This is a genomic window from Achromobacter sp. NPDC058515, from assembly GCF_042721735.1.
Classification (GTDB): domain Bacteria; phylum Pseudomonadota; class Gammaproteobacteria; order Burkholderiales; family Burkholderiaceae_B; genus Achromobacter.
Window position 1 is genome coordinate 414541 of the sequence record NZ_JBHXNI010000001.1, and the last position, 25000, is coordinate 439540.

21 protein-coding genes are annotated in these 25000 nt (G+C 64.2%); 6 read left to right on the top strand and 15 right to left on the bottom strand.

Annotation, left to right across the window (positions count from 1 at the left end):
- Nucleotides 1-160: 160 nt before the first annotated feature.
- Genes ACFWP0_RS01990 through ACFWP0_RS02005 form a run of 4 tightly spaced genes read left to right on the top strand, consistent with a single transcriptional unit; the run spans nt 161 to nt 4690 of the window.
- Complete coding sequence (locus tag ACFWP0_RS01990) at nt 161-1168, top strand: ABC transporter substrate-binding protein (protein ID WP_377839315.1); 1008 nt, start codon at nt 161-163, stop codon at nt 1166-1168.
- 30 nt (nt 1169-1198) lie between these two features.
- The gene (locus ACFWP0_RS01995) at nt 1199-2206 is read left to right on the top strand and encodes an ABC transporter ATP-binding protein (RefSeq protein WP_377839316.1); all 1008 of its coding nucleotides are present in this window, start codon (nt 1199-1201) and stop codon (nt 2204-2206) included.
- Nucleotides 2207-2228: 22 nt separating this feature from the next.
- Nucleotides 2229-3911, top strand: coding sequence for an ABC transporter permease subunit (locus ACFWP0_RS02000; RefSeq protein WP_377839317.1), 1683 nt, complete (start codon nt 2229-2231; stop codon nt 3909-3911).
- Nucleotides 3912-3928: 17 nt separating this feature from the next.
- Nucleotides 3929-4690, top strand: coding sequence for a DeoR/GlpR family DNA-binding transcription regulator (locus ACFWP0_RS02005; RefSeq protein WP_377839319.1), 762 nt, complete (start codon nt 3929-3931; stop codon nt 4688-4690).
- 19 nt (nt 4691-4709) lie between these two features.
- On the opposite strand, the gene ACFWP0_RS02010 is transcribed toward ACFWP0_RS02005, so the two are convergent.
- From ACFWP0_RS02010 to ACFWP0_RS02025, 4 genes are all read right to left on the bottom strand, one after another.
- Nucleotides 4710-5711, bottom strand: coding sequence for a Bug family tripartite tricarboxylate transporter substrate binding protein (locus tag ACFWP0_RS02010; protein ID WP_377839320.1), 1002 nt, complete (start codon nt 5709-5711; stop codon nt 4710-4712).
- 156 nt (nt 5712-5867) lie between these two features.
- A complete protein-coding gene (locus ACFWP0_RS02015) occupies nt 5868-7466 on the bottom strand; it encodes a rhodanese-like domain-containing protein (protein WP_377839321.1) in 1599 nt (532 codons plus the stop codon).
- Nucleotides 7463-8656 carry a cystathionine beta-lyase gene (gene metC / locus ACFWP0_RS02020; RefSeq protein ID WP_377839322.1) on the bottom strand — a complete coding sequence of 398 codons (1194 nt, stop codon included), beginning with the start codon at nt 8654-8656 and terminating at the stop codon, nt 7463-7465. Before metC ends, ACFWP0_RS02015 begins: the two co-directional genes overlap by 4 nt.
- 2 nt (nt 8657-8658) lie before the next feature.
- Nucleotides 8659-9246: a hypothetical protein gene (locus ACFWP0_RS02025; protein WP_377839324.1), complete on the bottom strand. Its 588-nt coding sequence runs from the start codon at nt 9244-9246 to the stop codon at nt 8659-8661.
- Nucleotides 9247-9397: 151 nt separating this feature from the next.
- Here ACFWP0_RS02025 and ACFWP0_RS02030 point away from each other — a divergent pair, with 151 nt between their 5' ends.
- Nucleotides 9398-10273, top strand: a complete 876-nt coding sequence (locus ACFWP0_RS02030; protein WP_377839325.1) for a LysR substrate-binding domain-containing protein — start codon at nt 9398-9400, stop codon at nt 10271-10273.
- Nucleotides 10274-10289: 16 nt separating this feature from the next.
- Here ACFWP0_RS02030 and ACFWP0_RS02035 read toward each other — a convergent pair whose 3' ends face one another.
- The 8 genes from ACFWP0_RS02035 to ACFWP0_RS02070 all read right to left on the bottom strand — a co-directional run bounded on the left by ACFWP0_RS02035 (nt 10290) and on the right by ACFWP0_RS02070 (nt 20469).
- Nucleotides 10290-11294, bottom strand: coding sequence for an asparaginase (locus ACFWP0_RS02035; protein WP_377839326.1), 1005 nt, complete (start codon nt 11292-11294; stop codon nt 10290-10292).
- On the bottom strand, nt 11287-12207 hold the full coding sequence (locus ACFWP0_RS02040) for a ParB/RepB/Spo0J family partition protein (protein ID WP_377839327.1): 921 nt from the start codon (nt 12205-12207) through the stop codon (nt 11287-11289). Before ACFWP0_RS02040 ends, ACFWP0_RS02035 begins: the two co-directional genes overlap by 8 nt.
- Before the next feature lie 43 nt (nt 12208-12250).
- The gene (locus ACFWP0_RS02045) at nt 12251-13075 is read right to left on the bottom strand and encodes a GNAT family N-acetyltransferase (protein WP_377839328.1); all 825 of its coding nucleotides are present in this window, start codon (nt 13073-13075) and stop codon (nt 12251-12253) included.
- A gap of 10 nt (nt 13076-13085) precedes the next feature.
- Entirely contained in the window at nt 13086-13886 is an 801-nt protein-coding gene (locus ACFWP0_RS02050) for a ParA family protein (protein WP_377839329.1), read from the bottom strand.
- Nucleotides 13883-14572: a 16S rRNA (guanine(527)-N(7))-methyltransferase RsmG gene (gene rsmG / locus ACFWP0_RS02055; RefSeq protein ID WP_377839331.1), complete on the bottom strand. Its 690-nt coding sequence runs from the start codon at nt 14570-14572 to the stop codon at nt 13883-13885. The genes ACFWP0_RS02050 and rsmG overlap by 4 nt, the downstream gene beginning before the upstream one ends.
- On the bottom strand, nt 14569-16488 hold the full coding sequence (mnmG, locus tag ACFWP0_RS02060) for a tRNA uridine-5-carboxymethylaminomethyl(34) synthesis enzyme MnmG (protein ID WP_377839640.1): 1920 nt from the start codon (nt 16486-16488) through the stop codon (nt 14569-14571). The genes rsmG and mnmG overlap by 4 nt, the downstream gene beginning before the upstream one ends.
- A 2517-nt stretch (nt 16489-19005) precedes the next feature.
- Nucleotides 19006-19212, bottom strand: coding sequence for a cold-shock protein (locus ACFWP0_RS02065; RefSeq protein WP_008157480.1), 207 nt, complete (start codon nt 19210-19212; stop codon nt 19006-19008).
- Between the two features lie 222 nt (nt 19213-19434).
- Complete coding sequence (locus ACFWP0_RS02070) at nt 19435-20469, bottom strand: AbrB family transcriptional regulator (RefSeq protein ID WP_377839641.1); 1035 nt, start codon at nt 20467-20469, stop codon at nt 19435-19437.
- 114 nt (nt 20470-20583) lie between these two features.
- On the opposite strand from ACFWP0_RS02070, the gene ACFWP0_RS02075 reads away from it, so the two are divergent.
- The gene (locus tag ACFWP0_RS02075) at nt 20584-21750 is read left to right on the top strand and encodes a pyridoxal phosphate-dependent aminotransferase (protein ID WP_377839332.1); all 1167 of its coding nucleotides are present in this window, start codon (nt 20584-20586) and stop codon (nt 21748-21750) included.
- Between the two features lie 157 nt (nt 21751-21907).
- Here ACFWP0_RS02075 and ACFWP0_RS02080 read toward each other — a convergent pair whose 3' ends face one another.
- The 3 genes from ACFWP0_RS02080 to ACFWP0_RS02090 form a co-directional block, all read right to left on the bottom strand.
- Nucleotides 21908-23434 (bottom strand): tripartite tricarboxylate transporter permease, encoded by a 1527-nt coding sequence (locus tag ACFWP0_RS02080; RefSeq protein WP_377839333.1) that lies wholly within the window; start codon nt 23432-23434, stop codon nt 21908-21910.
- Complete coding sequence (locus ACFWP0_RS02085; RefSeq protein WP_377839334.1) at nt 23431-23868, bottom strand: tripartite tricarboxylate transporter TctB family protein; 438 nt, start codon at nt 23866-23868, stop codon at nt 23431-23433. The genes ACFWP0_RS02080 and ACFWP0_RS02085 overlap by 4 nt, the downstream gene beginning before the upstream one ends.
- Before the next feature lie 115 nt (nt 23869-23983).
- A complete protein-coding gene (locus tag ACFWP0_RS02090; RefSeq protein WP_377839335.1) occupies nt 23984-24982 on the bottom strand; it encodes a Bug family tripartite tricarboxylate transporter substrate binding protein in 999 nt (332 codons plus the stop codon).
- Between the last annotated feature and the right edge of the window lie 18 nt (nt 24983-25000).

Genomic DNA, 25000 nt, shown 5'->3' on the forward strand with positions numbered 1-25000 from the left:
ACGCCAAAAAAACTCCTGTATGCAGGTTATTCCAGTCTAGACACGTTGCCACAAATTTGCAAACATACATAAAACTGCAACCTGATCACGCATTCCTGCAGGTCGCCGTCCGCATACGTAGCTCGCCACCGTTGCCGTGTATTCCAACCGGAGTCCCATCATGCAATGTATGAAGAAGCTTAGCCTTGTGGTTGCAGTAATTTCCCTAGGTTGCGCGCAGGCCCATGCCGGCGCCATCACCGTCTACACCGCGCTGGAAGAAGACGAGATCGCGGCCTACCTGAAGGCGGCCAACGCGGCCATGCCGGACGTGAAGGTCAACGTGCTGCGCCTGTCCACCGGCGATCTGGGCGCCCGCCTGATCGCCGAGGCGGCCAACCCGCAGCAGGACGTGATCTGGGGCTTCGCCGTCAGCAACATGCTGGATCCGCGCCTGCAGAGCCTGCTGGCGCCCTATGCGGCCAAGGGCGCGGATACGCTGCCCGCCCAGTACAGGGGCGCCGACGGCAAATGGTTTGCCGCCACCGGCTACGTGGCCGCGTTCTGTGTGAACACCGACCGGCTGAAATCCAAGAACCTTCCCATGCCGACTTCCTGGGAAGATCTGACCAAGCCCGTCTACAAGGGCGAAATCGTCATACCCAGCCCGGCGGCATCCGGCACCGGCTACCTGCAGATCGTCGCCCTGCTGCAGGGCCTCGGCCAGGAGAAAGGCTGGGCACTTCTGAAAGACCTGGACAAGAACGTGGCGCAGTACACGCCGTCCGGCTCGCGCCCCTGCAAGATGGCGCGCGCCGGCGAATACGCCATCGGCGTGTCCTTCGCCTTCCCCGCCATGCAGTCCATCGAAGAGGGCTACCCCGTCAAGATGGTGATCCCATCCAAATGGGTGGGCTACGAACTGGAAGCGTCCGGCCTGATGAAGACGGCCAAGAATCCCGAGGATGCCAAGCGCTTCCTGGACTGGACGCTGTCGGCGCAGGCCGGCGCGCTGTACAGCAAGTACAAGGAGCTGGTCACCCTGCCCGGCGCCGCCCCCAACAAGGCGGCCGAGGCGGCAGGCCTTCCCAAGGACCTGACCGCCGTGCTGTATCCCGTGGATTTCCAGAAGTCGGCCGCCGAACGCGACGCAACGATCAAGACCTGGCAGAACACCATCAAGCGCTGACCGGCTTGCGGCAAGCCATCTGGAGACGCCATGTACCTGGAATTGCGGGGGATACGGAAAACCTTCGATGCCTCGGTGGCGCTGGAAGACATCGACCTGTCCGTAGGCGAGCATGAATTCGTCTGCCTGCTGGGGCCCAGCGGTTGCGGCAAGACGACCTTGCTGCGGATCGTGGCGGGCCTGTTGCCGTTCGACCGGGGCACGATCACCTTGGGCGGACGGGACCTCGGCGCGCTGCCCGCGCGCAGGCGCGGCTTCGGCATCGTGTTCCAGTCGTACTCGCTGTTTCCCAACATGACCGTGGCCGAAAACGTGGGCTACGGGCTGCGCATCCGCGGCGAAACGCGCGAGCGCATCGCCGCCCGGGTCCGGGAGCTGCTCGCGCTGATCAAGCTGCCCGACCATGCCGAGCGCTATCCGCACCAGCTCTCGGGCGGGCAGCAACAGCGCGTGGCCCTTGCGCGGGCGCTGGCGGTGGACCCGGCGCTGCTGCTGCTCGACGAACCGCTGTCCGCGCTGGATGCCCGCGTGCGCACGGATATGCGCGCCGAGATCCACGAGGTGCAGCGCCGGCTGAAGATTCCCACGATCATGGTGACGCACGATCAGGAGGAAGCGCTGACGCTGGCCGACAAGATCGTCTGCATGAATGACGGGCGCATCGAGCAAGTAGGCTCCCCCTCCGACCTGTACCTGCGGCCGCGCACGCGATTCGTGGCGAATTTCGTGGGCCTGAGCAATCTGCTTCCGACTGACTGGGTGCGTAGCGCCATGCCCGAACTGCTGGCGACGCGCCCCGAAGGCGCGAGCGAACGCTACGAAGCCTGCCTGCGGCCCGAGAACCTGCGCGTCGCGGCCGATGAACACGGCCCCGGGCGCGTGCAGGACATGACTTTCATGGGGAACCTTACGCGCTTGCGCGTGGCGTGGATGGGCCGCGAACTGATGGTGGAGCAGCACGGCGCGGCCGGGCTGTCCCGCGGCGCGCCGGTGCGCCTTGCCATGGAGCCCGGCCACTGCGCCTGGGTCAGCACATGAAGACGCCATCCGGAGCGGCTGCGTGAGCAGCGCGCACGCAAGCGTGTCGCTGGCCGCGCCGGCCGGCCGCGCCCCCTGGTCGGCGGACCGCGCGCTGCTGTGGACCTGCGTGGCCATACCGCTGGCGGGCCTGGCGCTGTTCTTCCTGTATCCGCTGGCCACCGTGGCGTGGCGCAGCCTGGTGGAGAAAGACGGCTCCATTGGCCTGGGCAACTACGCCGAAGTCTTCGCCACCCGCGGCATCCTCACCGCCACGCTCAACAGCCTGACGATGAGCGCCGCCACCACGGTGGTCAGCATCGTGCTGGGATTCGCCGTCGCCTACGGCCTGGACCGCAGCTGCATGCGCGGCAAGGCCATCGTGCAGCTGGCGCTGGTGCTGCCCTTGCTGGCGCCGTCGCTCGTCCAGGGCCTGGGCCTGATCTTCATCCTGGGACGCAACGGGCTGGTCCATCGCTGGACGGGATGGGAAATCGACATCTACGGGTTCTGGGGCCTCTTGATCTCCAACGTGTTCTACGCCCTGCCCCAGGCGGTGCTGATCCTGCAGGCGGCGCTGCGCAACATGGATGCCCGCTATTACGACGCAGCCGAGGTCATGGGCGCGTCGAGCGCGCGCCAGTTCATGGACATCACCCTGCCCAACTGCAGGTTCGGCCTGCTCAGCGCGGGATTTGTCGTATTCGTCATCACGATCACCGATTTCGGCAACGCGGCGGTGATCGGCGGAAACTATCGCGTGCTGGCCACGGAGATCTACAGCCAGGTATCGGGGCAGATGAACTTCGGCATGGGGTCGGTGGTGGGCATCCTGTTGCTGCTGCCCTCGCTGATCTCGGTGCAGATCGAGCGCGTGGCCTCGCAGCGCCAGTTCGGATCGGCCTCGCCCGGCGGCCTGAAGGTCACGCCGCAACCGTCGCGCGGACGCGATGCGGCGTTCAGCGCCGGCGTGCTGCTTGCGGCCAGCGCGATCATCGTCACCGTGGGCACCGTGGTCTTCGCCAGTTTCATGCGGCTCTGGCCCTATCGCATGGAATGGACGCTGAAGCACTACGACATTACGGTGAGCGGGGGCTATTCGCCGCTCTGGACATCGCTGTACCTGTCGCTTGCGGCGGCTGGCGGCGGCGTGCTGCTGCTGTTCTTCCTATGCTTTGGCGTATGCCGGATTCCGCGCGCATGGGCCAAGCTGGTGTACATGATGTCGGTGCTGCCGGTCGGGGTGCCGGGCCTGGTGCTGGGCCTGTCGTACATCTTCGCGTTCAATGCGCCGGGCACGCCCTTGTATGCGCTCTACGGCAGCGCGGCGCTGATCGCCCTGTGCAACTTCTACCACTACCATACCCAGGGCTTCCTGACGATGATGACAGGCATGCGCGCCGTGCCGCAGGCCCTGGAGGAAGCGGTGAGCTGCCTGGGCGGCGGCACCCTGCACGTGCTGCGCGACTCGGTGCTGCCGCTGATCGGCCCCACCGTGCTGGGCGTCTTCTTCTTCCTGTTCATGCGCTCGATGGTGACCCTGTCGGCGGTCATCTTCCTGGTGACCCCATCGATCAGCGTGGCGCCGGTATCGGTGCTGCGGCTGGACGAAGCCGGGTTCGTATCGCAGGCCGCCGCCTATTCAACCCTTATCATGCTGGTCGTGGGAGGGTCGCTGCTGGTGTTGCGCGCGCTGATTGGCGGAGCCGCGCGGCGGCGGACATAGATTAGGAAGCATCGGATATGTGGCAAGAAGAGCGGTATCAGAGAATCCGCGCCCTGCTGTCTTCATTGCAGCAGGTATCGACCGACCGCATCGTCGGCGAACTGGGGGTCTCGCGCGAGACCGTCCGGCGGGATCTGCTTGAACTGGAAGCCTTGGGAGAATTGCGCCGCGTGCATGGCGGCGCCGTTCCCGTCCACAACGAGCCGCCCATCGCGGAACGCGTGCATACCCGCGTGAAGTACAAGCGCGCCATCGCGCGGGCCGCCGCCGGCCTGGTGTCCAGCGGGCAGACGCTGTTTCTGGACGCAGGCAGCACCACCAGCGTGCTGGCCGACGAGCTGGCCAAGCTTACCGGCCTGACCATCATCACCAATTCGTTCGACGTCGCCTTGAAGGTGGGCACGGCGGGCAGCGGCGCCAACCAGCTGATCATGCTGGGCGGCTCCGTCGACGGCCCGGTATGCGCCACGGCGGGCGACATCACCATTGCCGAGATCCACCGCTACCGCGCGGACCTGGCGCTGTTGTCGCCCGTGGGCGTGGACGTGGAATGCGGCGCCACCAACTACGACCTGCGCGAGGCCGAAGTGGCGCGCGCGATGACGGCCAACGCCAAGCAGCTCGTGCTGCTGGCCGACTTCAGCAAGATCGGCCTGTGCAGCCGCGTGTCGTATTGCGGCGTGGACCGGATCGACCACCTCGTCACCAACAGCAGCGCGCAGAAGTCGCCGGCCTATGCCGCATTGAAGTCCGCCGTGGGCAATACCCTGGCGGTGTAGCGCAGCCGGGCGGCCGCGCTTAATCCAGCGACACGCCGGCGGTCTTGACCATCTCCGCCCAGTAGGCCGTGTCCTGCTGCAGGCGCGTCTTGAACGCCGCCGGCTGGCTGCCCACGGGCCGGCTGCCGCCGCTGTTGATCTTGGCGATCACGGCGGGCGATTTCATGGCCTGGTCGACGGCCTGCGCCAGGTAGGCGATGCGCTCCGGCGGCGTGCCCGCGGGCGCGAACAGGCCGTACCAATCGTCCGCCGTGATGCCTTCCATGCCGGCTTGCTGCAGCGTGGGCGCCTCCTTGAAGATGCCCACGCTGTCGCCGTGGCTCATCGCAAGAATGCGCAACTTGCCGGCGGCCACCATGGGTTCGGCCGATGCAGGCGAAGTGATCAGCATGTCCACCGTGCCGCCCATCAGATCGGTGATGGCCGGCGCCGCTCCACGATACGGCACGTGCACCAGCTTGACGCCGGCCTTCTGCGACACGAGCGCGCCCATCAAGTGGCTCATGGTTCCGTTGCCGGGCGTCGCATAGGTGATGGCGCCGGGCTGCTTGCGCGCCGCCGCCAGATAGTCGTTCAGGCTCTTGTACGGGCTCTCCGTGCGCGACACGAGCACAAGCGGCGCCGACGTGATCTGCGAGATCGGGGCGAAGTCCTTCAGCGGATCGAAGCCCACGTTCTTGTACAGGCGCGGATTGACGGCCATTACGCTGGTCTGCGACATGACGAGCGTATAGCCGTCGGGCTTGGCGCGCGCGACCTGCGCGGTGCCGACGTTGCCGCCCGCGCCGGAGCGGTTTTCCACCACCACGCTCTGGCCGGTGATCGCGCCCAGTTCTTGCGCGATCAGACGCGCTACGCCGTCGTTGCCGCCCCCGGGCGGAAATGGCGAGACCACGGTAATGGCCTGCTTGGGATAGTCGGCCAATGACGCGGGCGCCTGGGCGTGGGCGGCAACGCCCCACAACAGGCCGGCCATTGCCGCGGCCACGGTCTTGCAAGCGTGCAATGCATGTTGCTTCATCTGTATTTCCCCTTGTGTCGGCGGCCGGATGCTCGGCCGTCCTTTGCATTCCGGTTCGCCATGAACCGTCCGCACCCCGCCGGCAAGAGCCGTCGGGGCGTATTGATCAGGTTGAAGCGCCTGCTGCGCCGCGGGCCGGCCGCGGCGGCTGCGTTGTCAGCGAGCCGGGAAGCGGTAGGCCGCGCGTTCGCGTTCGTCGATCTGCTTGACCAGGTTGGTCTCCCAGGCCAGATACTGGCGCGCCGCGGCCTTGTTGCCGTCGTGGCGGTCGTGCACGAAGAACAGGTAGTCGATGCATTCGCCGTCGGGCGGCAGGGCGGGCGTGGATTCCAGCGCAATCCCGTGCGCGGACCAGCTTTCCGGCGTGCCGGTGTTCGCCTTGATGTCCGTGATCCCCAATGCGCGCAGGTCGCCGGCAGCCCAGGCGGCCAGCGCGGCTTCTTCGGCCAGCAGGACAACGGGGCGCGCGGCGTCCAGCGCCAGGCGCTCCAGGCGCGGACGGACCGACCAGCGCGCGCCCGCGATGTGGCTGGCGCGATACCGCATGCTGGGACGGATATCGACGGCTTGCGCGCCCTGCGCCAGCGCGGCCGCCAGCGCGGCATCGGTCAGCACGGAAACGTCCGGCGCCTGCGCTGCGGGCGCGTCGTGGGCCAGCGTGGCCTGCGCGCCCTCTTTCAACACGCAGGCATCCCATCCCATCTGCCTGAGCCAGCTTGCGACGACCGGCGCGCGCACGCCTTCGGCATCGAACACGACGATGCGCGCGCCGCGCACGGCCAGGTACTGGTCGGTCGCCTGGACCAGTTGGCCGCCCGGCGTGTGCTGCGCCCCCGGCAAGGAACCCTGCTCGAATTCTTCGGCGCTGCGCACGTCGCACAGGAAGGTGCTGCGCGCCGCGTCGCGCAGCCACGCCTGCACCTGGCTCGCGCTGGCCACGGGTACGCCATGACGCTCGGCCAACTGCGCGGAACGTTGCGCCAACGCGGGCACCTCTTCCTGCGCAATGTCGTCGCCGTAGCGGCGGCGCGCCCCGTGCTCCAGCTGCAGGTCTTCCAGATACCAGCCCTGCGTGCCGTTCTCCAGCGCGTAGACGGGATTGGGCACACCCAGGTTGATCAGTGTCTGCGCGCCGATGATGCTGCGCGTGCGGCCGGCGCAGTTCACCACGATCGTGGTCTCCGGGCTGCCGGCCAGCGTGTGGGCCCGCAACGCCAGTTCGCCGTTGGGGCAGCAGATGCCGCCCGGGATGCTCATCTTCTGGTACTCGGCATAGGGCCTGCCGTCCAGAACGATCAGGTCGTCGCCGCGCCGCTGGCGTTCGGCCAGTTCGCGGGCGCCGATGCGCGGAGTGTGGAAAACTTCTTCGGCCAGTTCGCCAAACGTCTTGCTGGGCACGTTCACGCCCGCAAACGCGGCATATCCGTCCTGCTGCCACTGCGCGATGCCGCCGGCCAGGCGATGCACCTGGCCATAGCCCAGCGCGTTCAAGGCGCGGGCAGCGCGCGCCGCCGTGACGTCGTCGCCGCCATTGTCGTAGACCACGACCCGCACGTCGCGCCGCGGCGCAAGGCGCACGATGTCCACCTCCAGCCGGCTGTATGGCACGGGCGCGGCGTAGAACAGATGGGACTCGCCGTATTGGCCATGCTCGCGCACATCCAGAAGCGCGATCTCGTGGCCGTCGTGCAGCCATTGCTTGAGCGTATGCGAATCGACGTCGGCAAAGGAGTGGTTGGAGGTGGGATGCATCATGAGATTCGGAAGGAACGGAGGGGTTGGGTCAGCGCGGACAGGCCGCATTCGAGATCGGCGATCAGGTCTTCGGGATCTTCCAGGCCGATATGCAGGCGCAGCATCGGGCCGCGCGGGGCGCTGTCGGGCAGGGAACGCGATGTGCGCAACTGCACCGGGATCACCAGGCTTTCAAAGCCGCCCCAGGACGCGCCGATACCGAACAGCCGCAGGCCGTCGATCAGGCGTTCGGCATCGGATTCGGTGTACGTGTTCGACAGCTCAACCGTCAGCAAACCATTGGCGCCGCTGCAATCGCGCAGCCACATCGCGTGCGAGGGATCGCCGGGCAAGGCCGGGCACAGCACGCGCGCCACCTCGGGGCGCTCCAGCAGCCACCCGGCAACCTGCATGGCGTTGCGGGCATGCTGCGCCATGCGCAGCGGCAGCGACCGCATGCCGCGCAGCACCAGGAAGGCGTCGTCCGCGCCGACCGTCTGGCCGAAATCGATCGTGGCGCGCTCCAGCGCGGGCCAGGCGCGGTCGGTGGCGACGACGGCGCCCATCATCACGTCGGCGTGGCCGCCCAGGTACTTGGTCGCCGCCAGGATGGAGATATCGGCGCCTAGCGTGAGCGGTTTGTGTATCAACCCGGACGCCCAGGTGTTATCCACAGCCAGCCAGCAATCATGCCGGCGCGCAGTTGTGGATAACTTGGGGAGGTCCGGCATTTCGTATGTCAGCGAACCTGGAGACTCCGCGTAGATCATCCGCGTGTTGGGGCGGATGAGCGCCTCGATGCCGGCGCCGTCGGGGCGGTAGTACGTGTATTCGATGCCCAGCCGGGTCAGATGCTCCGCGCAGAACCGGCGCACCGGCTCGTACACGGCATCGGTGACGAGCACGTGGTCGCCGGCGCGCAGATAGGCGAGCAGCACGGTGGCGATGGCGGCCTGGCCGGTGGGATACAGCTTGGCGCGAAAGCCCTGCTCCAGCTCGACCAGCGCGTCTTCGAGCGCATGCGTGCTGTCGGTGCCGCGCGCGCCATAGGACGGCAGGCGCTCCTGCTCGCGGCGCGCCCGCGTGTCGCGCCAGGCCTCGACGCTTTCAAATACGTAGGTGCTGGCGCGGGTGACGGGGGTGTTGACCCAGCCGTGATGGGGGCGCCCTGCACGCAGCAGGCGCGTCGCGGACCGATAGGGCTTGTTCATGATCAGCGGCGCGTCTGCACGCCAATGGGCATGATCTTGCAGGTGCCGGTCTCCAGGTCGAAGCCCAAGCGTTCATTCAGCGTTTCCAGCGCGCGGCCGTACATGTGCAGGTGGCGGATAGCGCTGTCGCCCTGGATCTCCACGGCGTGGATATCGTCCGGCATCAGCGCAATGCCGGCGCCCGGTCCCACCACCACGGTGCCGGTCTTCTCCAGCTTGCCCACGCCCGGCACGGAGCCGTCGTCGCTGCGGTCGTAGACATAGTTGTATTCCACCCCCTCGACGGCGGCGATACAGGCCCAGGTGGTGTGGTTGTGCGGAACGATCTTCTTGCCCGGGCGCATCACGTTCAGATAGAGCGCGTAGCTTTTGTCGGGGTCTTCGGCGATCAGGTAGCGCGCCTGCAGTTCCTCGCCTTCCGGGGCCGGATAGCGGTCCGCCGCCCACCAGTCCGTCCGGCCTGCCAGCGCCACGAGCTCGTTCAGCACCTCCTGCAGGCTGTCGCGGTTCAGGCCCTTATTTCCTACAGTTTTTTTAATATTTCCAACCGCGCTGTCTATGCCGGCCTGATGAGGATGTGCAGTGCTCATTTTGGTTTTCCCTCTTGATTCATGAGTTATTGCACTTACTGTATCGCCCGGATTCCCGCCCAACAATTTAAATTGCCTTAACATTCCATTAGCAGCGCTAATATTTTGGGTTATCCCTTAGCTGTCTACCACGCCCTTTCGCGAGCCCGCAATGCGCAATCTGGATCTGGACCTGCTCCGCACGCTGACGGCCATCGCCCAGCACGAAACGTTTTCCGAAGCCGCCAACCGGATGCACAAGACGCAGTCCGCGATCACGCAGCAGATGCAGCGGCTGGAGTCCATGATCGGCCTCCCCTTGTTTGAAAAGCAGGGGCGCAACAAGCTGCTGTCCTCGCATGGCCGGCGCCTGGTCGAGTACGCGCGCCATATGCTGGCCATCAACGACGAGGCGCTGCGCGCCCTGCAGGACGGGCAGCTGGAAGGAGATCTTCGGCTGGGCGCCCCCCTGGACGTGGCGGACACGATCCTGCCCACCCTGCTGACGCACATCGCGCGCTCGGCCCCGCGCGTGAAGCTCGAGATCCGCGTGGACCGCAGCCCCTTCCTGATGGACGCGCTGCGCGCCGGCGAGATCGACCTGACGATTTCCACCCGCTTCGACCAGGACTTCGAAGGCGTGGCGCTGCGCACCTCGCCCACGGTATGGCTGGCCTCGGCCGACTATGTGCATGACGTGCATGCGCCGGTGCCGCTGGTGCTGGCCGATGACCCCAGCATCTTCCGCCGCCTGGCGCTCAACGCGCTGGAGCAGGCGCGCGTGCGCTGGCACACCAACTATGTGGCGCCGAACCTGGTGGGGATAAAGGCCGCGCTGCGGGCGGGCCTGGGCGTCACGGCGCGCAGCGTGGAACTGCTGGGGCCGGAAATGCGCGTGCTGGGAGAAAAGGAAGGGCTGCCGCCGCTGCCGGACGTGACCTACTTCTTGTGGATAAGGCGCGACCTGATCAATCCGCTGACGCGGCAGGTCTACGACATGCTCAGGACCAATCTGGGCCTGGCGCAGCAGGGAGACGCGACGGCGTAGCCGCCACGACCGGTTTTCAGTAGCGGTCGAAGATGTGCTGCAGCGCCGCCGGATCGCGCGTCACGGACAGCGCCAGCATCAGCAGGATCCGCGCCTTCTGCGGGTTCAGGTCGCGCGCGGCGACAAAGCCCAGGCTGGCGTCGTCCAGTTCGACATCGCGCGCGACAAACCCGCTGCCCGTGCGGCTGGAGCGCACCACAGCCACGCCGTCGTCGGCCGCGCGGCGCAGCCCTTCGATGGCCAGGTCGGTGGCGTTGCCGTCGCCCACGCCCGCCAGGACGATGCCGTCGGCGGCGCTGGCCAGGAAATCGATCAGGTCGGCCTGCAGGTTGGCGTAGGCGTAGACGATGTCGACCCGCGGCCAGCCAGCCTTTTCCAGCAATGCGAGTGAAAACTCGCTTTGTGCGGTGTGCGTGCTGGTGTTGCGGGAATAGAAGCACGGCGCGCCGCCATGCATGACGCCGGCGCGGCCGCGATTCGGCGAGGCAAAGGCGCACAGGCCGGCGCTGGCGACCTTCTGGATCTCGCGGGCGTAATGCACGTCTTCATTCATGACGACCAGCGGCCCCCGGCCGCGCGCGTCCGGATGGCGCGCAAGCGCCACCGCGTTGTACAGATTGGCGGGGCCTTCGGCGCCCAGGGCCGTTGCGGGACGCATGGCGCCCACCAGCACGACGGGCTTGTCGTGACGGATCACGAGGCTCAGGAAGTACGCCGTTTCTTCAAGCGTGTCCGTGCCGTGCGTGATGACGATGCCGGCAACCGAGGCGTCCTGGCATAGCGTGTCCACACGTTCGGCCAGCGCGCGCCAGACGTCGTGCGTCATATTCTGGCTGCCGACGTTGGCAACCTGCTCGGCGCGGATCTCGGCTATGCCCGCCAGTTGCGGAACGGCGGCCAGCAGATCGTTCACCGAGAATGAACCGGCCTTGTAGCCCGCGGACGTGGCGTCGGCCTGGGCGCCCGCGATCGTGCCGCCCGTCGCCAGTACCGCGATGACAGGCAGGGCGCGCTCAGGCATCCACCACTCCGGACAGGCCTTGGCGTTCCAGCAGCGAATTCAGGTGTTCCCACCCATGGAAGTCGATGACGATCTGTCCTTTTTCCTTGGCGCCCACCTTCAGCGCGACGCGCGTGCCCAGATGGTCGGACAAGGCCTCCTCGAGGCGGGTCAGATCGCGCGAAACACCGTTGGTCTTCTTCTTGGGCGACGCGGAGGACTCGACTTCCTTGGCGGTCTTGGCGACGAGCTTTTCGGCCTCGCGCACCGACAGGCGGCGCGCGATGATCTGATTGGCCAACTGGATCTGCGTTGCCGCGTCCACGGCCAGCAGCGCGCGCGCGTGGCCCATGTCGACGTCGCCCGCCAGCAGCATGGTCTGCACGGGCGCGGCCAGGTTCAGGAGGCGCAGCAGGTTGCTGGTGGCAGACCGCGAACGGCCGATCGCCTGCGCGGCCTGTTCGTGCGTCAGGCCGAACTCGTCGAGCAGGCGGCGCACGCCGTGGGCTTCTTCCAGGGGATTCAGGTCTTCGCGCTGGATGTTTTCGATCAGCGCCATGACGGCCGCGTTTTCGTCGGCGACCTCGCGCACCAGCACCGGCACTTCCTTCAGGCCGGCCAATTGGGCAGCGCGGAAACGCCGTTCGCCCGCGATGATCTCGTAGTGGCCAGGCGCGGCTTCGCCGATCCCGCGCACAAGAATGGGCTGCATGATGCCTTGCGTGCGTATCGATTCGGCCAGCTCACCCAAAGCGCCCTCGTCCATACGCGTGCGCGGCTGATACTTGCCGGCGCGCATCTTCGAGATGGGCAAGGTGGATGGCGGACCCTCGGGCTTGGCCGCGGCCTTGCCGATGTTGTCGATGACAGGCGCGTCCGCGCCCAGCAAGGCGTCCAGTCCGCGACCCAATCCCTTGGGTTTCTTGGTGGCCATAGTTAAATCCTCTTTCCTTCTGTTTTTGTATCCCGAGCCGGGCTCAGGCGTCCGTCTGCTCGGCGGGCAGACGGTACCAATACGCGTAACAGTCTTTGAAACCGTAGCGGCCGTACAAAGCGCGCGCGGCGGTGTTTTCCGGCTCCACCTGCAAGTACGCCGTCCTGGCGCCGCCGGCGGCGCCTTCGGCCAATAAGTGTTCCACCAGGACGGCGGCGTAGCCTTTACGCCGTTGTCCCGGATCGGTGACGATGTCGAACAAGCCAAGCAGATCGTCGTCGCGAACGGCCAGGCCCGCGGCAACGCACTGCCCCGCCGCGTCGATCGCGAGCACCGGCAGGATATCCACAGCCAGTCCTTGCAGACGCGCTTGATGTTCACCAATGTGCTCGGGCGCCGAACCGCGCATGGCTCCGACCGCCGCCGCGAAGCGCTCGGCATCGACAATCTTGAAAAGCAGATCGCCCCTGGCATTGATCCGGGGGGCGAGCGGCGCGCTCATGACTCGGGTCTCACCGGTGAAGGTATAACCGCGGGACTCCAGCTCGGCGTCGAGCGAAAAATCGGGGCCGATGGAGGTAATGCGCAGCACCATGGGCAAGCCATGGCGCGCATACAACGATGAACAATACGCCAGCCGCTCGTCCAAAGGACGTGTGGATAACCCCAGCACATTCACACTGCGGACGCGCTTGGCCGGCGAGCGCGCGAAACGCACCATCCAGCCATCATAGAGCACCTGCGCGCCCACTGCCGTGGCGTTCAGCGCAGCCTCTTCGATACGCGCGCGCAGCGCGTCGCGCACGCCGGCTTGCGGCGTGGCGCTCGTGTGCGTTTGTGTCGGAGAAAAGAGCGCGGCGACGGACATGAGTTACGGCCTACTTCAAGTCCCTTTCGACGCGCTCGATCATTTCGGCGCCGAACGAGATGTAGGCCTGCGCGCCGCGTGACGCACGGTCATACACTACGCCCGGCATACCGTAACTGGGTGCTTCGGCCAGGCGCACGTTGCGCGGCACCACGGTCTTGAAGACCTTGTCGCCGAAATGCGCTTCGAGCTGCGCGGACACTTGCTGTTGCAGCGTCATGCGCGGGTCGAACATCACGCGCAGCAAGCCGATGACGCGCAGGTCGTCGTTGATGTTGCGATGCACGCGCTTGATGGTGTTGACCAGATCGGACAGGCCTTCCAGCGCGAAGTACTCGCACTGCATCGGGATGATGACGCCATGGGCGGCGGCGAGGCCGTTCAGGGTCAATAGCGACAGCGTTGGCGGGCAATCGATGAGGACGAAATCGTACTGGGTGGCGATGGTGTCGATCGCAGCCTTCAGCTGGCGCTCGCGCTGGTCCATTTGCACCAGATCGATCTCGGCGCCGGAGAGCTCGCGGTTGGCGGGCAACACATCGTAGCCGCCCGACTCCGACTTCACGCGAGCCTGTTCGATGGTAGCGTCGCCGATCAGCACCTGGTACAGGTTCGACTCCAGCGCGTTCTTGTCGATGCCGCTGCCCATCGTGGCATTGCCCTGCGGGTCCAGGTCCACCAGCAGCACGCGTTGATTGTGCGTGGCAAGGCCAGCCGCCAGATTGATGGCGGTCGTCGTCTTGCCCACACCACCCTTCTGATTGGCGATGCAGAATACGCGGGCGGATGTGCTGGGGGGTATGTTCTTCATAGGGTTCCTTGACTGCGGCGCATCCAGATCAGGCAGCGTTCTGCTTGCAGCTCCGGCACGTGGAGCGGCTGAATATGGTCGACTTGCCATTCCCCGCGCGCATGCAATGCCTGAATTTCTTCTTCGGGGACCTTGCCCTTCATGGCGACGAGGGTACCATTCTTGGCTACGTGGCGACCCGCGAGTTGCGCAAAATCATCTAATGATGCAAAGGCTCGCGACGTGACAATGTTGCACTCGGCCGGATCCAGCGTCTCAATGCGTGCGTGCCGCGCCTGCAGGTTCGGCAAGGACAAGGCGCCGCTCATCTGGCGCACGAACGCGGTCTTCTTTTCGACGGCATCGATGCAGGTCACCGACCAGAGGGGTCGCATGATCGCCAGGACGACGCCAGGCAGGCCTCCGCCCGATCCGACGTCGAACACCTTGGCCTGGGCATCGGGGGCCGCCAGCGCGTCGCCGAACGGCTTCACGGCAGCCATGCTGTCGAACAGATGCTGGACCAGCATCTGTTGCGGATCACGGATGGCGGTGAGGTTGTACGTGCGGTTCCAGCGCTGCATCTGGGCCAGATAATTCAGCAGCTTGGCCAACGCGGCGTCATCGGCGCGCAGGCCTAACTGCTCGCACGCACGAGAGAGGCGGCCGGCCATGTCCGCGCCGGCCTGATTGGCGGGGGCGCTCATGCCGCTTGCTTGCGCGAGCCGTAATGCAGGCGCTTCAGATGAATAAGCAGCAACGAAATTGCAGCGGGGGTGACGCCGGAGATCCGGGCGGCCTGGCCGACGGTTTCCGGACGATGCGTCTTGAGCTTCTGGCGCACTTCGAAGGACAGGCTGGTCACGGCGTCGTAATCGACATCCGCGGGAATTGCCTGCTGCTCGTGGGCGATCTGCTTTTGCACCTCGTCCTGCTGGCGCGCGATGTAGCCGGCGTATTTCACCTGGATCTCGACCTGTTCGGCCAGAACCTCGTCCGCCGCCACGCCGGGACCGGCGAGGAGCGAACCATCGGTATTGCGGGCGGCCATCAGCGCTTCATAGGAAACATTCGGGCGTTTCAGCAAATCCGCTAGTGAGTACTCACGCTCAATCGCCTTGCCCAGCAAGGGCTCGGCGACTTCCAGCGGCAGCAAACGCGGATTCACCCAGGACGACTTCAGGCGCTCGACTTCCGCATCGACGGCATCGCGTTTGCGATTGAAGGCATCCCAGCGCGCATCATCGACGATGCCCAGCTGGCGACCGATCTCGGTCAAGCGCAGGTCGGCGTTGTCTTCCCGCAGGCTCAAACGATACTCCGCGCGCGAAGTGAACATGCGGTAGGGCTCAGTCACGCCGCGCGTAACCAGATCGTCCACCAGGACGCCCAGGTAGGCTTCGTCGCGGCGTGGCGTCCATTGTTCGCGGTCCAGCGACTGCAGCGCGGCATTGACGCCGGCCAGCAGGCCTTGGGCAGCCGCCTCTTCGTAGCCGGTGGTGCCATTGATCTGGCCGGCGAAGAACAGGCCCGAGATCGCCTTGGTCTCGAGCGTGCTTTTCAATCCACGTGGATCAAAGTAGTCGTACTCGATGGCATAGCCGGGGCGCATGATGTGCGCATTCTCCAAACCCGGCAGGGAATGGATCAGGTCCAGCTGCACGTCGAACGGCAGGCTCGTCGACACGCCGTTGGGATAGACCTCGTGCGTATCCAGCCCTTCGGGTTCCAGGAAGACCTGGTGCGATTCCTTGTCGGCGAAGCGATGGATCTTGTCTTCGATGGACGGGCAATAGCGCGGGCCCACGCCTTCGATGACGCCACTGTACATCGGCGAGCGATCCAGGCCGCCGCGGATGATGTCGTGCGTCCGGGCGTTGGTGTGCGTGATCCAGCAAGGCAGCTGGCGCGGGTGCATGGCCACATTGCCCATGTACGAGAACACGGGGATGGGATTCAGGTCGCCCGGCTGTTCTTCCAGGATGCTGTAGTTGATCGTGCGGCCGTCGATGCGAGGGGGCGTTCCGGTCTTCAGCCGGCCTTGCGGAAGCTGCAGTTCCTTCAGGCGCTGGCCCAGGGAAATGGACGGAGGATCTCCGGCGCGGCCGCCAGAATAGTTTTGCAGGCCGACGTGAATCAGGCCGTTGAGGAATGTGCCGGCGGTCAACACCACGGTCTTGGCCCTGAACTTCAGGCCCACCTGAGTCACCGCGCCGACCACGCGGTCGCCCTCCACCATCAGATCTTCCACGGCTTGCTGGAACAGCCAGAGGTTCGGCTGGTTTTCCAGGCGGCCACGGATGGCCTTCCTGTACAGCACGCGATCCGCCTGGGCGCGGGTTGCGCGCACGGCAGGTCCTTTCGAACCGTTCAGGATGCGGAACTGGATACCCGCTTCGTCCGTTGCCAAAGCCATCGCACCGCCGAGGGCGTCGACTTCTTTGACAAGGTGGCCCTTGCCAATTCCGCCGATGGACGGATTGCAAGACATTTGGCCTAGGGTTTCGATGTTGTGCGTCAGCAGCAGCGTCCGTGCGCCTGCGCGGGCTGCGGCCAAAGCCGCCTCGGTGCCGGCGTGGCCGCCACCGACGACGATGACATCGAATTCGCGGGGATAGTCCATGATGGGGAGAGGTAAAAGAGAGCGTTCGGTGCTCATTATAGAGGCAGGGGTTGCATGTTTCACGTGAAACATGTTTCGGTGCAGCATTGGGCGTGACGTGCCTATGCTGGCGTCGGTAATTGGCAACCAAGTCCAGGCCGGCGGCCTGAAATGTGTCGGCATCTGCCGCTGTTTCACGGTCATGTTTCACGTGAAACATCGGTGCCGGGCCCCACTTTGGACCAGCTACCCTAAAGTTCAACGGCAAATGTTCCACGTGGAACAGCGATCACAGGATTACGGGGGCGTCAGCAACCCTGATTCGGGATCGCCCATTGCTCACAATGGGATGAAGCTCGGGTCATACCTGAGCACGTCTGTCCGAGAAGCCACATTAGATCTTGCAGTGAGACTCCCAAGTACATGTCGACTGCTTGCCTGTGGCAAGCCTGCGTGGCGTGTATAGACACTCGAAATAGGACATGAACTAAGAGGGATGCTGCCGACGGCTAGGTTGCATGCGGCCGTCGGGCTTGCAGCCCGACGCGATCCTTTAGGTGTTCGGCTATGCCCGCAAAGGACAGTTAGCCGATCATTTGGATTTCAAAGTATGTTCCACGTGAAACATCCCGGCCGCCATCGGCGACCTCGACAGGAAATGATCAGCGACATTCCGCTGAACAATTGAACCCTAAGGGATGTTTCACGTGGAACACTGAGCCTTCGGGACAAACGCTTCCCTCCGCTCTCGTCATGTTTCACGTGAAACACCAAAGAAGATTAGATCTCCGTCTAGCCGAAATCACACGTTCCAAGGAAATGGGCCCGGAGATATAGGTCGTAAAAGCCCCCGCCGGCGAAATTATCACTCGCCCGGATCGTCGCCTTGATCTTTGGGAAAACGTAAAAATCAGGAAAAAAATCGATTTATTCCACCCTACCCTACCCCTTGCCCAAAAAAACACGCTTTTTCTTCAAAATAAGCAGAAGGGGCGAACTGGCGAGAACTCTCACGAGCCAAAACCTGACGCCATTGAACATGGGAGGGGAATGCGATGGGTTCGCGAAGATAGAAATAGTCCGTCACGGCCGTGTCGCCAATCCATAGCGCAGCGCCTGTGAATTTAGAAATCGGGCAGCACATCTTCCATCGACGGATCGGTCAGAGTCCAATCCACCAACGCGTTGCCAGACAAGACCGTCGCATCGACAAGCTCCTCGCCCTCACACGAAGCCGATCTTATCCACAGATCCTGAAAAAGTGCTTCCCCTGGCGTCATCACCTAATTCGGGGCATTCAAGAGGAAGTTACGCACACTTTTATCAACAGGCGCTTTGAGAGCAGAAAGAGCCGTAGGTAAGACGTTCCACGTGGAACATCGTTCGCGACAAGTCTGGGAGAATCGGGCGCCTGTCGTGAGCGGGTCACACTCCGAGCGGCTCAAAACACGCAAATCCTCAGATCCATGAATACGCACAAATACCCAATCCATCTGCAACGGCAGATATCAGGCACCATCGACTAACCCACAGCCGCGCAATCAATCAGGGCCGGACCCAAGACTGAAGGACGCGGCGAACGCTGTGCATAAGTTTCAGCTATCGACCCGATAATGCGCTCCAACTCATGCCACAGAGCTACCCATGGCCTCGGGAACTCCGGAGTACCACTCGAGTCAAACCGCGCCTGAATCTCGCACCGGCGTTTTATCCACAAACTTATCCAGCGGCGAACCAACCTGGCGCGATTCGTTTGGGAAGCACGCGACGTTTCATTGATCCAACAATTATCTTGCCCCCGCCGCGGACGACGCGCCATCATCCAAATGGCCGAGGCGCAGCGCCTCCATGTGAAACCCTGTGGAAAACTCGCAGGGCAGTTTCGAGCTGAATTCCTTCATTGGAAAATGCGGGAATACTCGGCGCCGAAAATCACCCGCTCCCCGCACAAACCTATAAATCCGTGCGCAGGAATTTCTATTTCTGGATTGCTATCCCCATTTCTATCCACAGGCCGACACCCCACATTTCGGGCGCTAAAGGGTGTAATTCTGTGCATAACCGGCATGGGGATATCTTTGTGAACAACAACGCGACGCGTGGTTCAAAAGGACCAGAAACGGCTCAAAGGGATAACTGTCGCCTCGGCAGAAATCCACGAGAAGGCGCTTCAGAAACGCGCCAAGAGCCCGTTTTCCCTGGGGAAACTCGATGTTTCCCCTGAAACCGGCTCCATGCGCGCGAGCACGGCCCTAGCGCCGGCTCACAGGGAGAGCAGAAAATCCGTACACGGGAAAACTGTGCAAAACCCCGCAACGAAAGCAGCCTGTGCTTCATTACTGAGCATCTAAATGCTCATACCCGAAAATAATTATCCACAGACTTATCCAAGGGTCGAGAATATGTTAGTAGTCACTAACATGAATCTCGCAGTGGCGGGAAAATGCGGCCCCTGAATGACACAACGCCCCAGACCGAAGGTCTTGGGGCGTTGTAGCCAGGTCAAACCTGGCTGACGGGAAATTGGGATTTCCCGATTTAGAGCGGGCGAATTTCGGCCGCTTGAGGTCCTTTCGGACCATCCTTGACTTCGAATTCGACTTCCTGCCCTTCGTTCAGGCTGCGATAGCCGCGGCCCTGGATGGCGGAAAAGTGTGCGAAAACGTCGGTGCCGCCAACGTCCGGCGTAATGAAGCCGAAACCTTTGTCAGCGTTGAACCACTTAACTTTGCCCTTCTGAGCCATTTTTTCTAGCGTCCTGTAATTAAATCGAAATGCAATGAATCAAGGACGCCGTGCGAACTGAACGATCGGTCAAAACCAGTGTTCCCGCTTGCCGCCTGTGCGGCAGAACGAGTCCGCGCGCTGCTTGAATCAACTGCGGAATCAGCATACTCATCCCGCATTACAGACTCATATAGTTGTTTACCCCAATGTCGTATTTTTCTGACTGGAACGGCAGTACCGCTACGCGGAATTCAGCTGCCGCCGCGCCAGAAAGGCGTAGATGGGGCCAGTGACGATCACCACGAAAACCATGCGCGTGACGTGGAACGCCGTCACGACGGGAACTCCTAATTGAAGCACTTTGGCGGTGATCGCCATCTCCGCGATGCCGCCCGGAGTCGTTCCCAGGATCAAGGTGGGAACGGGCGCCGCGGACCACCAGGACAAGGCCGTCCCCAGTCCGAACGCAAGCATCAGCGACGCCATCGTGAACACCGCCACGGCGGCGATGAAGCGCGGCGCCGCCCGAAAGAAGTCGGGCCTGTAGCGGTCGCCCAGCGACCATCCAATGAAGAGCTGGCCTATTTTCGGCACGTAGTCGGGCAAGGCCGACAGCTCAATGCTTGAGGCGGTAAGCAGCATGGCCACGAGCATGGGCCCGAGCACCCATGGATTCGGCAGGCGCAGCTTCACGAAGGCCACGCCGCCGATGCAGGTCAGCGCAACCAGCGCCGCCAGCCCCAGGCCATGCACGTCCCTGGGTCCCGGCACAGTGGGATCCAGCCCCGCCACGCCCCACCATTGGAAGATGAAGGGCACGGCCACCACCACCAGCAGCACGCGCACGCTGTGCGCCGTCGCCACGCGATCGATACGCGCGCCATGGCGCTCCGCCAGGCTGGCCATCTCGCTTGCCCCGCCAATCGCGGAAGAGAACCACGCCGTCTTGAAGTCCGCGTCGGTATAGCGGCGCAGGATCGCCGTCCCCATGAACGCCAGCCCCAGCGCGAACACCATGCCCACGATGATGGGTCCGGCGTTGCTGCCGATATGGCCGATCACCTGCGGCGTGAAGTACAGGCCGAGCGAAGTGCCGATCACCCATTGCCCGCCGTTGCGCACTGGCCGGGGGCAGGCGGTGCCTACTCCCGCGATCCGCGTGGCCGCGGTCAATAACAGCGCGCCCAGCATCCAGGGCAAGGGCAAATGCGCCCATACCGCCAGCAATGCGCCCAGAAGCGCAATCCCCAGACCACCCGCCACCCGCACCAGCATGTTCTGAACCACAGTCCCGTCCGCGTTAGAAACTCATGAGAAAAACGAATTATGAGTTAGTGGGATACTTACGAAAACTCTCTTTGCCTACCAGCGTTCACCTTCGCATCCAACATGATCCGATCCAAACTCCCCGACGTCGGCACCACCATCTTCACCGTGATGAGCCGCCTGGCCATCGAACACAAAGCCATCAACCTGGGCCAGGGCTTTCCTGACTTCGATCCGGACCCCGCGCTGTGCGCGCTGGTGACCAAGGCCATGGCCGACGGCCACAACCAGTACCCCTACATGCCGGGCGTCGCGCCCTTGCGCGAAGCCATCGCCGCCAAGACGCGCGAACTGTACGGACATGCCTACGACCCCGAAACCGAAATCACGGTCACCAGCGGCGCCACGGAGGCTTTGATGGCCACGGTGCTGGCCGCCGTGGGCAGCGGCGATGAAGTGGTGGTCATCGAACCCTGCTACGACTCCTACCTGCCCGCGATCCGATTGGCGGGCGGCACTGCGGTGCCGGTGCCGCTGCGCGCGCCCACCGAGGCCGATCCCTACTACCGCATCGACTGGCAGCGCGTGCGCGACGCCATCACGTCGAAGACGCGCCTACTGATGCTGAACTTCCCGCACAACCCGACCGGCGCCGTGCTCGAAGAAAGCGACCTGGATGCGCTGGAGTCCATTGTGCGCGACACGGGCGTGCTGCTGGTGTCCGACGAAGTCTATGAGCACATCGTGTTCGACGGCAAGCCGCACGCAAGCGTGGCGCGCCGCCCGCTGCTGGCCGAGCATGCATTCGTGATCTCGTCGTTCGGCAAGACCTATCACACCACCGGCTGGAAGATCGGCTACTGCTGCGCCCCGCGCCAGCTGAGCGCCGAGCTGCGCAAGGTGCACCAGTTCATGGTGTTCACGGTGCCTTCGCCCATGCAGTTCGCCCTGGCAGAATTCATGCGCGATCCCAGGCCCTACCTCGATCTTCCGGCCTTCTACCAAGCCAAGCGCGACCGCCTTTCGCAGGGCCTGGCCAAGACCCGCTTCCGTCCGCTGCCCAGCCCCGGCACGTTCTTCCTGCTGGCCGACTACAGCCAGATATCCAAACAGAGCGAGGCCGATTTCGCGCGCGACCTGACCGTCAATCATGGCGTTACCGTGATCCCGGTTTCAGCGTTCTATCGCCAGCCCGACGCGCCCGAATCCAACCATCGGATCGTGCGCTTTTGTTTTGCCAAGAAAGATGCGACGCTGGATGCCGCGCTGGAGCGCCTGACGCAGGTGTGACGCACTAATTAATGAGTAAAAGCTCGCATATTAAGCCGGACTTTTCCAGCACATTCATTGCATGAAAAAAAGGGGCGCCGAAAGGCGCCCCTTGACGTTTCCGGCGTGATTTCAATCGCTGGCCGAAATCCCTTCCGGCGGCCCGGCCAGCGTACAATCACACCGTTCGAGCGGCAACCTTTCTTGCTGCGCGAAGCCGCCGCATGAGCTGCGGCAAGATCACGACGGCAGCCGCCCCCGACCACAATGCGAGCGACACCGGGCTGGCGAACAGCACGCCCACATCGCCGTCGGTCATCGACAGCGCGCGGCGCAGGTTCTGCTCCATCATGTTGCCCAACACCACGCCCAGCACCAGCGGCGCCATCGGCACGCCAAACTTGCGCAAGAAGTAGCCCAGCGTGCCGATGCCCGCGACCAGCAGCAGATCGAACGTGCCCGCGTTGATGGCATACACGCCGATGTAGCTGATGCACAGAATGCCCGGCACCATCAGCCATCCCGGAACCGACAGCACCTTGGAGAACAAACGGACCAGCGGAACGTTCATGACAAACAGCAGCACGTTGGCCACGAACAGCGAGGCGATCAGCCCCCACACCAGTTCCGGCTTGGACTCGAAGAGCACCGGGCCCGGCGTGATGTTGTAGAGCGTCAGCGCCCCCATCATCACCGCGGTGGTGCCCGACCCCGGCACGCCCAAGGTCAGCATCGGCACGAAGGAACCGATAGCCGATGCGGTCGCCGCGGCTTCCGGCGCGACTAGGCCGCGCATGTCGCCCTTGCCGAACTTGGCTTCGGGATCCTTGGCTTCGATGATGCGCTTTTCCTGCGAATACGCGACGGCCGCGGCCACGCTGGCGCCGGCGCCAGGCAGCACGCCCACGCCGAAGCCCACCAGCGCGCTGCGCACCACGCTCCACCAGGTGAAAGCCATCTCCTTCAGGTTGAACAGCTTGCGGCCGCTGGGCTTGACCTCGACGCTGTGCCCGGCCATCACCTTCTCCAGCATCTCCAGCATCTCGCTGACCGCGAACAGAGCAATCACGACGACGACGAAATCGATGCCGTCGGACAGGTGCACGGATTCGAAGGTGTAGCGGTAGACGCCCGAATTCGCGTCCACCCCGACGACGGAGATCGACAGCCCGATCATCGCCGCCAGCACGCCCTTGACGGGCTGCTTGCCCAGCAGGCTGGTCAGGCAGCAGAACGCGAAGATCATGAGCACGAAATACTCGGCCGGGCCGAACGCCAGCGCCCATTTCGCCAGCATAGGCGCCAGCATGATGATGCCCACCACCGATACGATGGCGCCAAAGAACGCCGACCAGGCCGACAGCGACAACGCCACATTGGCCAGGCCCTGGCGCGCCAGCGGATAGCCGTCCAATGTCGTCATGATGGCGCTGGCCTCGCCCGGCACGTTCAGCAGGATGGCCGTGATGCGGCCTCCGTACTCCGCCCCCACGTACACCGCCGCCAGCAAGATCAGCGCGGTTTCGGGCGGCAGGTTCATGGCGAAGGCAATCGGTATCAGCATGGCCACGCCGTTGACGGGCCCCAGGCCTGGCAGCACGCCGACCATGGTGCCGATGAACGAGCCGATTGCCGCCACCAGGAGGTTGGTCAGGGAAAAGGCGACCCCAAAGCCGATCGACAGGTGATCAAGTATGCCGCTCATATCAGGTTCTCCAGCAGTCCGCCGGGCAGGACCACGTCCAGCACCTTGTCGAACAGCACGAAAAAGAAAAGGCTCATGACAACGCCGCCGAGGGCGCACTTGGCCCAGCTTCCCCCGAACAGGCGGCCCACAAAAATCGTCATCAGCGATGTGGCGATGACAAATCCCAGCCACTGGAACAGGAAGGCATACGCGGCCGCGAACACGACCATCAGCGCGATGCGGCCGTTGGCGCCGGCGGGATTGGCCTCGACCGCGTGCCCGCCCTTGTAGACCAGCCACAGGCCGCACAGGCCGATGATCAGGGCCAGCAGCAGGGGAAAGGCGCGCGGGCCGACAGGTTCGTACGCGAATGGGGCTTCGATTCCCCATCCCGCCGCCGTCATGAAGGCGGCTAGCACCAGGGCGGCAAGCCCCAAGATTCGATCATTCATGATCCACGTTTCCGTTGTAGTGGCGCCGCGCGGCGCAGCGGTCCCACGCCGCCTCCGGCGGGGCCGGCGGCGGGCGGGCCCATGCGGGCGCGATCGGGAGGAGTCGCCTCGCGGCTTACTTCTTTACCAGGCCGAACGTGTCGGCCAGTTCGCCGTACTGCTTGACCTGGTTCTTCACGTAGGCGTCCAGTTCGGGCCCCGTCTTGTTGAAGGGGAACAGGCCTTGCTGCTGGCGCAGCTTCTCGAACTCGGGCGCGGAGGTCGCCTTGTTGAACGCGTCGACCCAGAACTGGTAATCGCCGTCGGACACCTTGGGACCCACGTAGAAGCCACGAATGATGGGCCAGACGATGTCGTAGCCCTGTTCCTTGGCGGTGGGCACCGTGCCCAGCTTGCCGGGCAGGCGCTGGTCGTTGAACACGGCCAGGACGCGGATGGGGGCGCCGCCTTCGAGCATCGTGAAGGCTTCGGCCGCATCGCCCATGTAGGCCTGGATGTGGCCGCCGCGCAGGGCGGTCACGGCTTCGCCGCCGCCTTCAAACGCGACAAAGCGCATTTTCTTGAAATCCACGCCGGCCGCCTTGGCGGTCAGCGCGGCCTTCATCCAGTCCTGGCTGCCCACGGTACCGCCGGCGCCCAGCACGATCTTGGTCGGGTCCTGCTTGAAGGCGTCCATCAGGCTTTTCAGATCGGTGTAGGGGGAGTCGTTGCGCACGACCGCCACGCCGTAGTCGGTGCCGATGGCTGCCAGCCAGCGCACATCGTTGACGTTGTACTTGCCGAATTTGCCCTGGGCCAGGTTGAGCAAGGAGCCGCCCGAGAACGCGACGATGGTGCCGGGCTCGTTCGGATGCTGTGCCACGATGTTGTTGTAGGCAACGGCGCCGATGCCGCCGGGCATGTAGACGATGCGCATGGTGCTCTTGAGCGCCCCGCTCTGCTTCAGGCCCTCGGTGGCCAGGCGGCAGGTCAGGTCGAAACCGCCCCCGGGCTGGGCCGGCGCGATGCATTCCGGACGGCGAGGTTCGTCGGCGGCGTGGGCCGCCCCAAAGAACAGGCTAATCGCGCCAAGCGCCGCGAAAGCGGCCATGCGCAGCTTCAGGCTTGTCTGCATTCTTGCGTCTCCAGGATT

Excerpts from the sequence above, each read along its gene's own strand:
- ACFWP0_RS01990 (WP_377839315.1), top strand. The coding sequence starts at position 161 with ATGCAATGTATGAAGAAGCTTAGCCTTGTGGTTGCAGTAATTTCCCTA.
- ACFWP0_RS01995 (WP_377839316.1), top strand. The coding sequence starts at position 1,199 with ATGTACCTGGAATTGCGGGGGATACGGAAAACCTTCGATGCCTCGGTG.
- ACFWP0_RS02005 (WP_377839319.1), top strand. The coding sequence starts at position 3,929 with ATGTGGCAAGAAGAGCGGTATCAGAGAATCCGCGCCCTGCTGTCTTCA.
- ACFWP0_RS02010 (WP_377839320.1), bottom strand. The coding sequence starts at position 5,711 with ATGAAGCAACATGCATTGCACGCTTGCAAGACCGTGGCCGCGGCAATG.
- ACFWP0_RS02015 (WP_377839321.1), bottom strand. The coding sequence starts at position 7,466 with ATGATGCATCCCACCTCCAACCACTCCTTTGCCGACGTCGATTCGCAT.
- metC (WP_377839322.1), bottom strand. The coding sequence starts at position 8,656 with ATGAACAAGCCCTATCGGTCCGCGACGCGCCTGCTGCGTGCAGGGCGC.
- ACFWP0_RS02025 (WP_377839324.1), bottom strand. The coding sequence starts at position 9,246 with ATGAGCACTGCACATCCTCATCAGGCCGGCATAGACAGCGCGGTTGGA.
- ACFWP0_RS02030 (WP_377839325.1), top strand. The coding sequence starts at position 9,398 with ATGCGCAATCTGGATCTGGACCTGCTCCGCACGCTGACGGCCATCGCC.
- ACFWP0_RS02035 (WP_377839326.1), bottom strand. The coding sequence starts at position 11,294 with ATGCCTGAGCGCGCCCTGCCTGTCATCGCGGTACTGGCGACGGGCGGC.
- ACFWP0_RS02040 (WP_377839327.1), bottom strand. The coding sequence starts at position 12,207 with ATGGCCACCAAGAAACCCAAGGGATTGGGTCGCGGACTGGACGCCTTG.
- ACFWP0_RS02045 (WP_377839328.1), bottom strand. The coding sequence starts at position 13,075 with ATGTCCGTCGCCGCGCTCTTTTCTCCGACACAAACGCACACGAGCGCC.
- ACFWP0_RS02050 (WP_377839329.1), bottom strand. The coding sequence starts at position 13,886 with ATGAAGAACATACCCCCCAGCACATCCGCCCGCGTATTCTGCATCGCC.
- rsmG (WP_377839331.1), bottom strand. The coding sequence starts at position 14,572 with ATGAGCGCCCCCGCCAATCAGGCCGGCGCGGACATGGCCGGCCGCCTC.
- mnmG (WP_377839640.1), bottom strand. The coding sequence starts at position 16,488 with ATGGACTATCCCCGCGAATTCGATGTCATCGTCGTCGGTGGCGGCCAC.
- ACFWP0_RS02065 (WP_008157480.1), bottom strand. The coding sequence starts at position 19,212 with ATGGCTCAGAAGGGCAAAGTTAAGTGGTTCAACGCTGACAAAGGTTTC.
- ACFWP0_RS02070 (WP_377839641.1), bottom strand. The coding sequence starts at position 20,469 with ATGCTGGTGCGGGTGGCGGGTGGTCTGGGGATTGCGCTTCTGGGCGCA.
- ACFWP0_RS02075 (WP_377839332.1), top strand. The coding sequence starts at position 20,584 with ATGATCCGATCCAAACTCCCCGACGTCGGCACCACCATCTTCACCGTG.
- ACFWP0_RS02080 (WP_377839333.1), bottom strand. The coding sequence starts at position 23,434 with ATGAGCGGCATACTTGATCACCTGTCGATCGGCTTTGGGGTCGCCTTT.
- ACFWP0_RS02085 (WP_377839334.1), bottom strand. The coding sequence starts at position 23,868 with ATGAATGATCGAATCTTGGGGCTTGCCGCCCTGGTGCTAGCCGCCTTC.
- ACFWP0_RS02090 (WP_377839335.1), bottom strand. The coding sequence starts at position 24,982 with ATGCAGACAAGCCTGAAGCTGCGCATGGCCGCTTTCGCGGCGCTTGGC.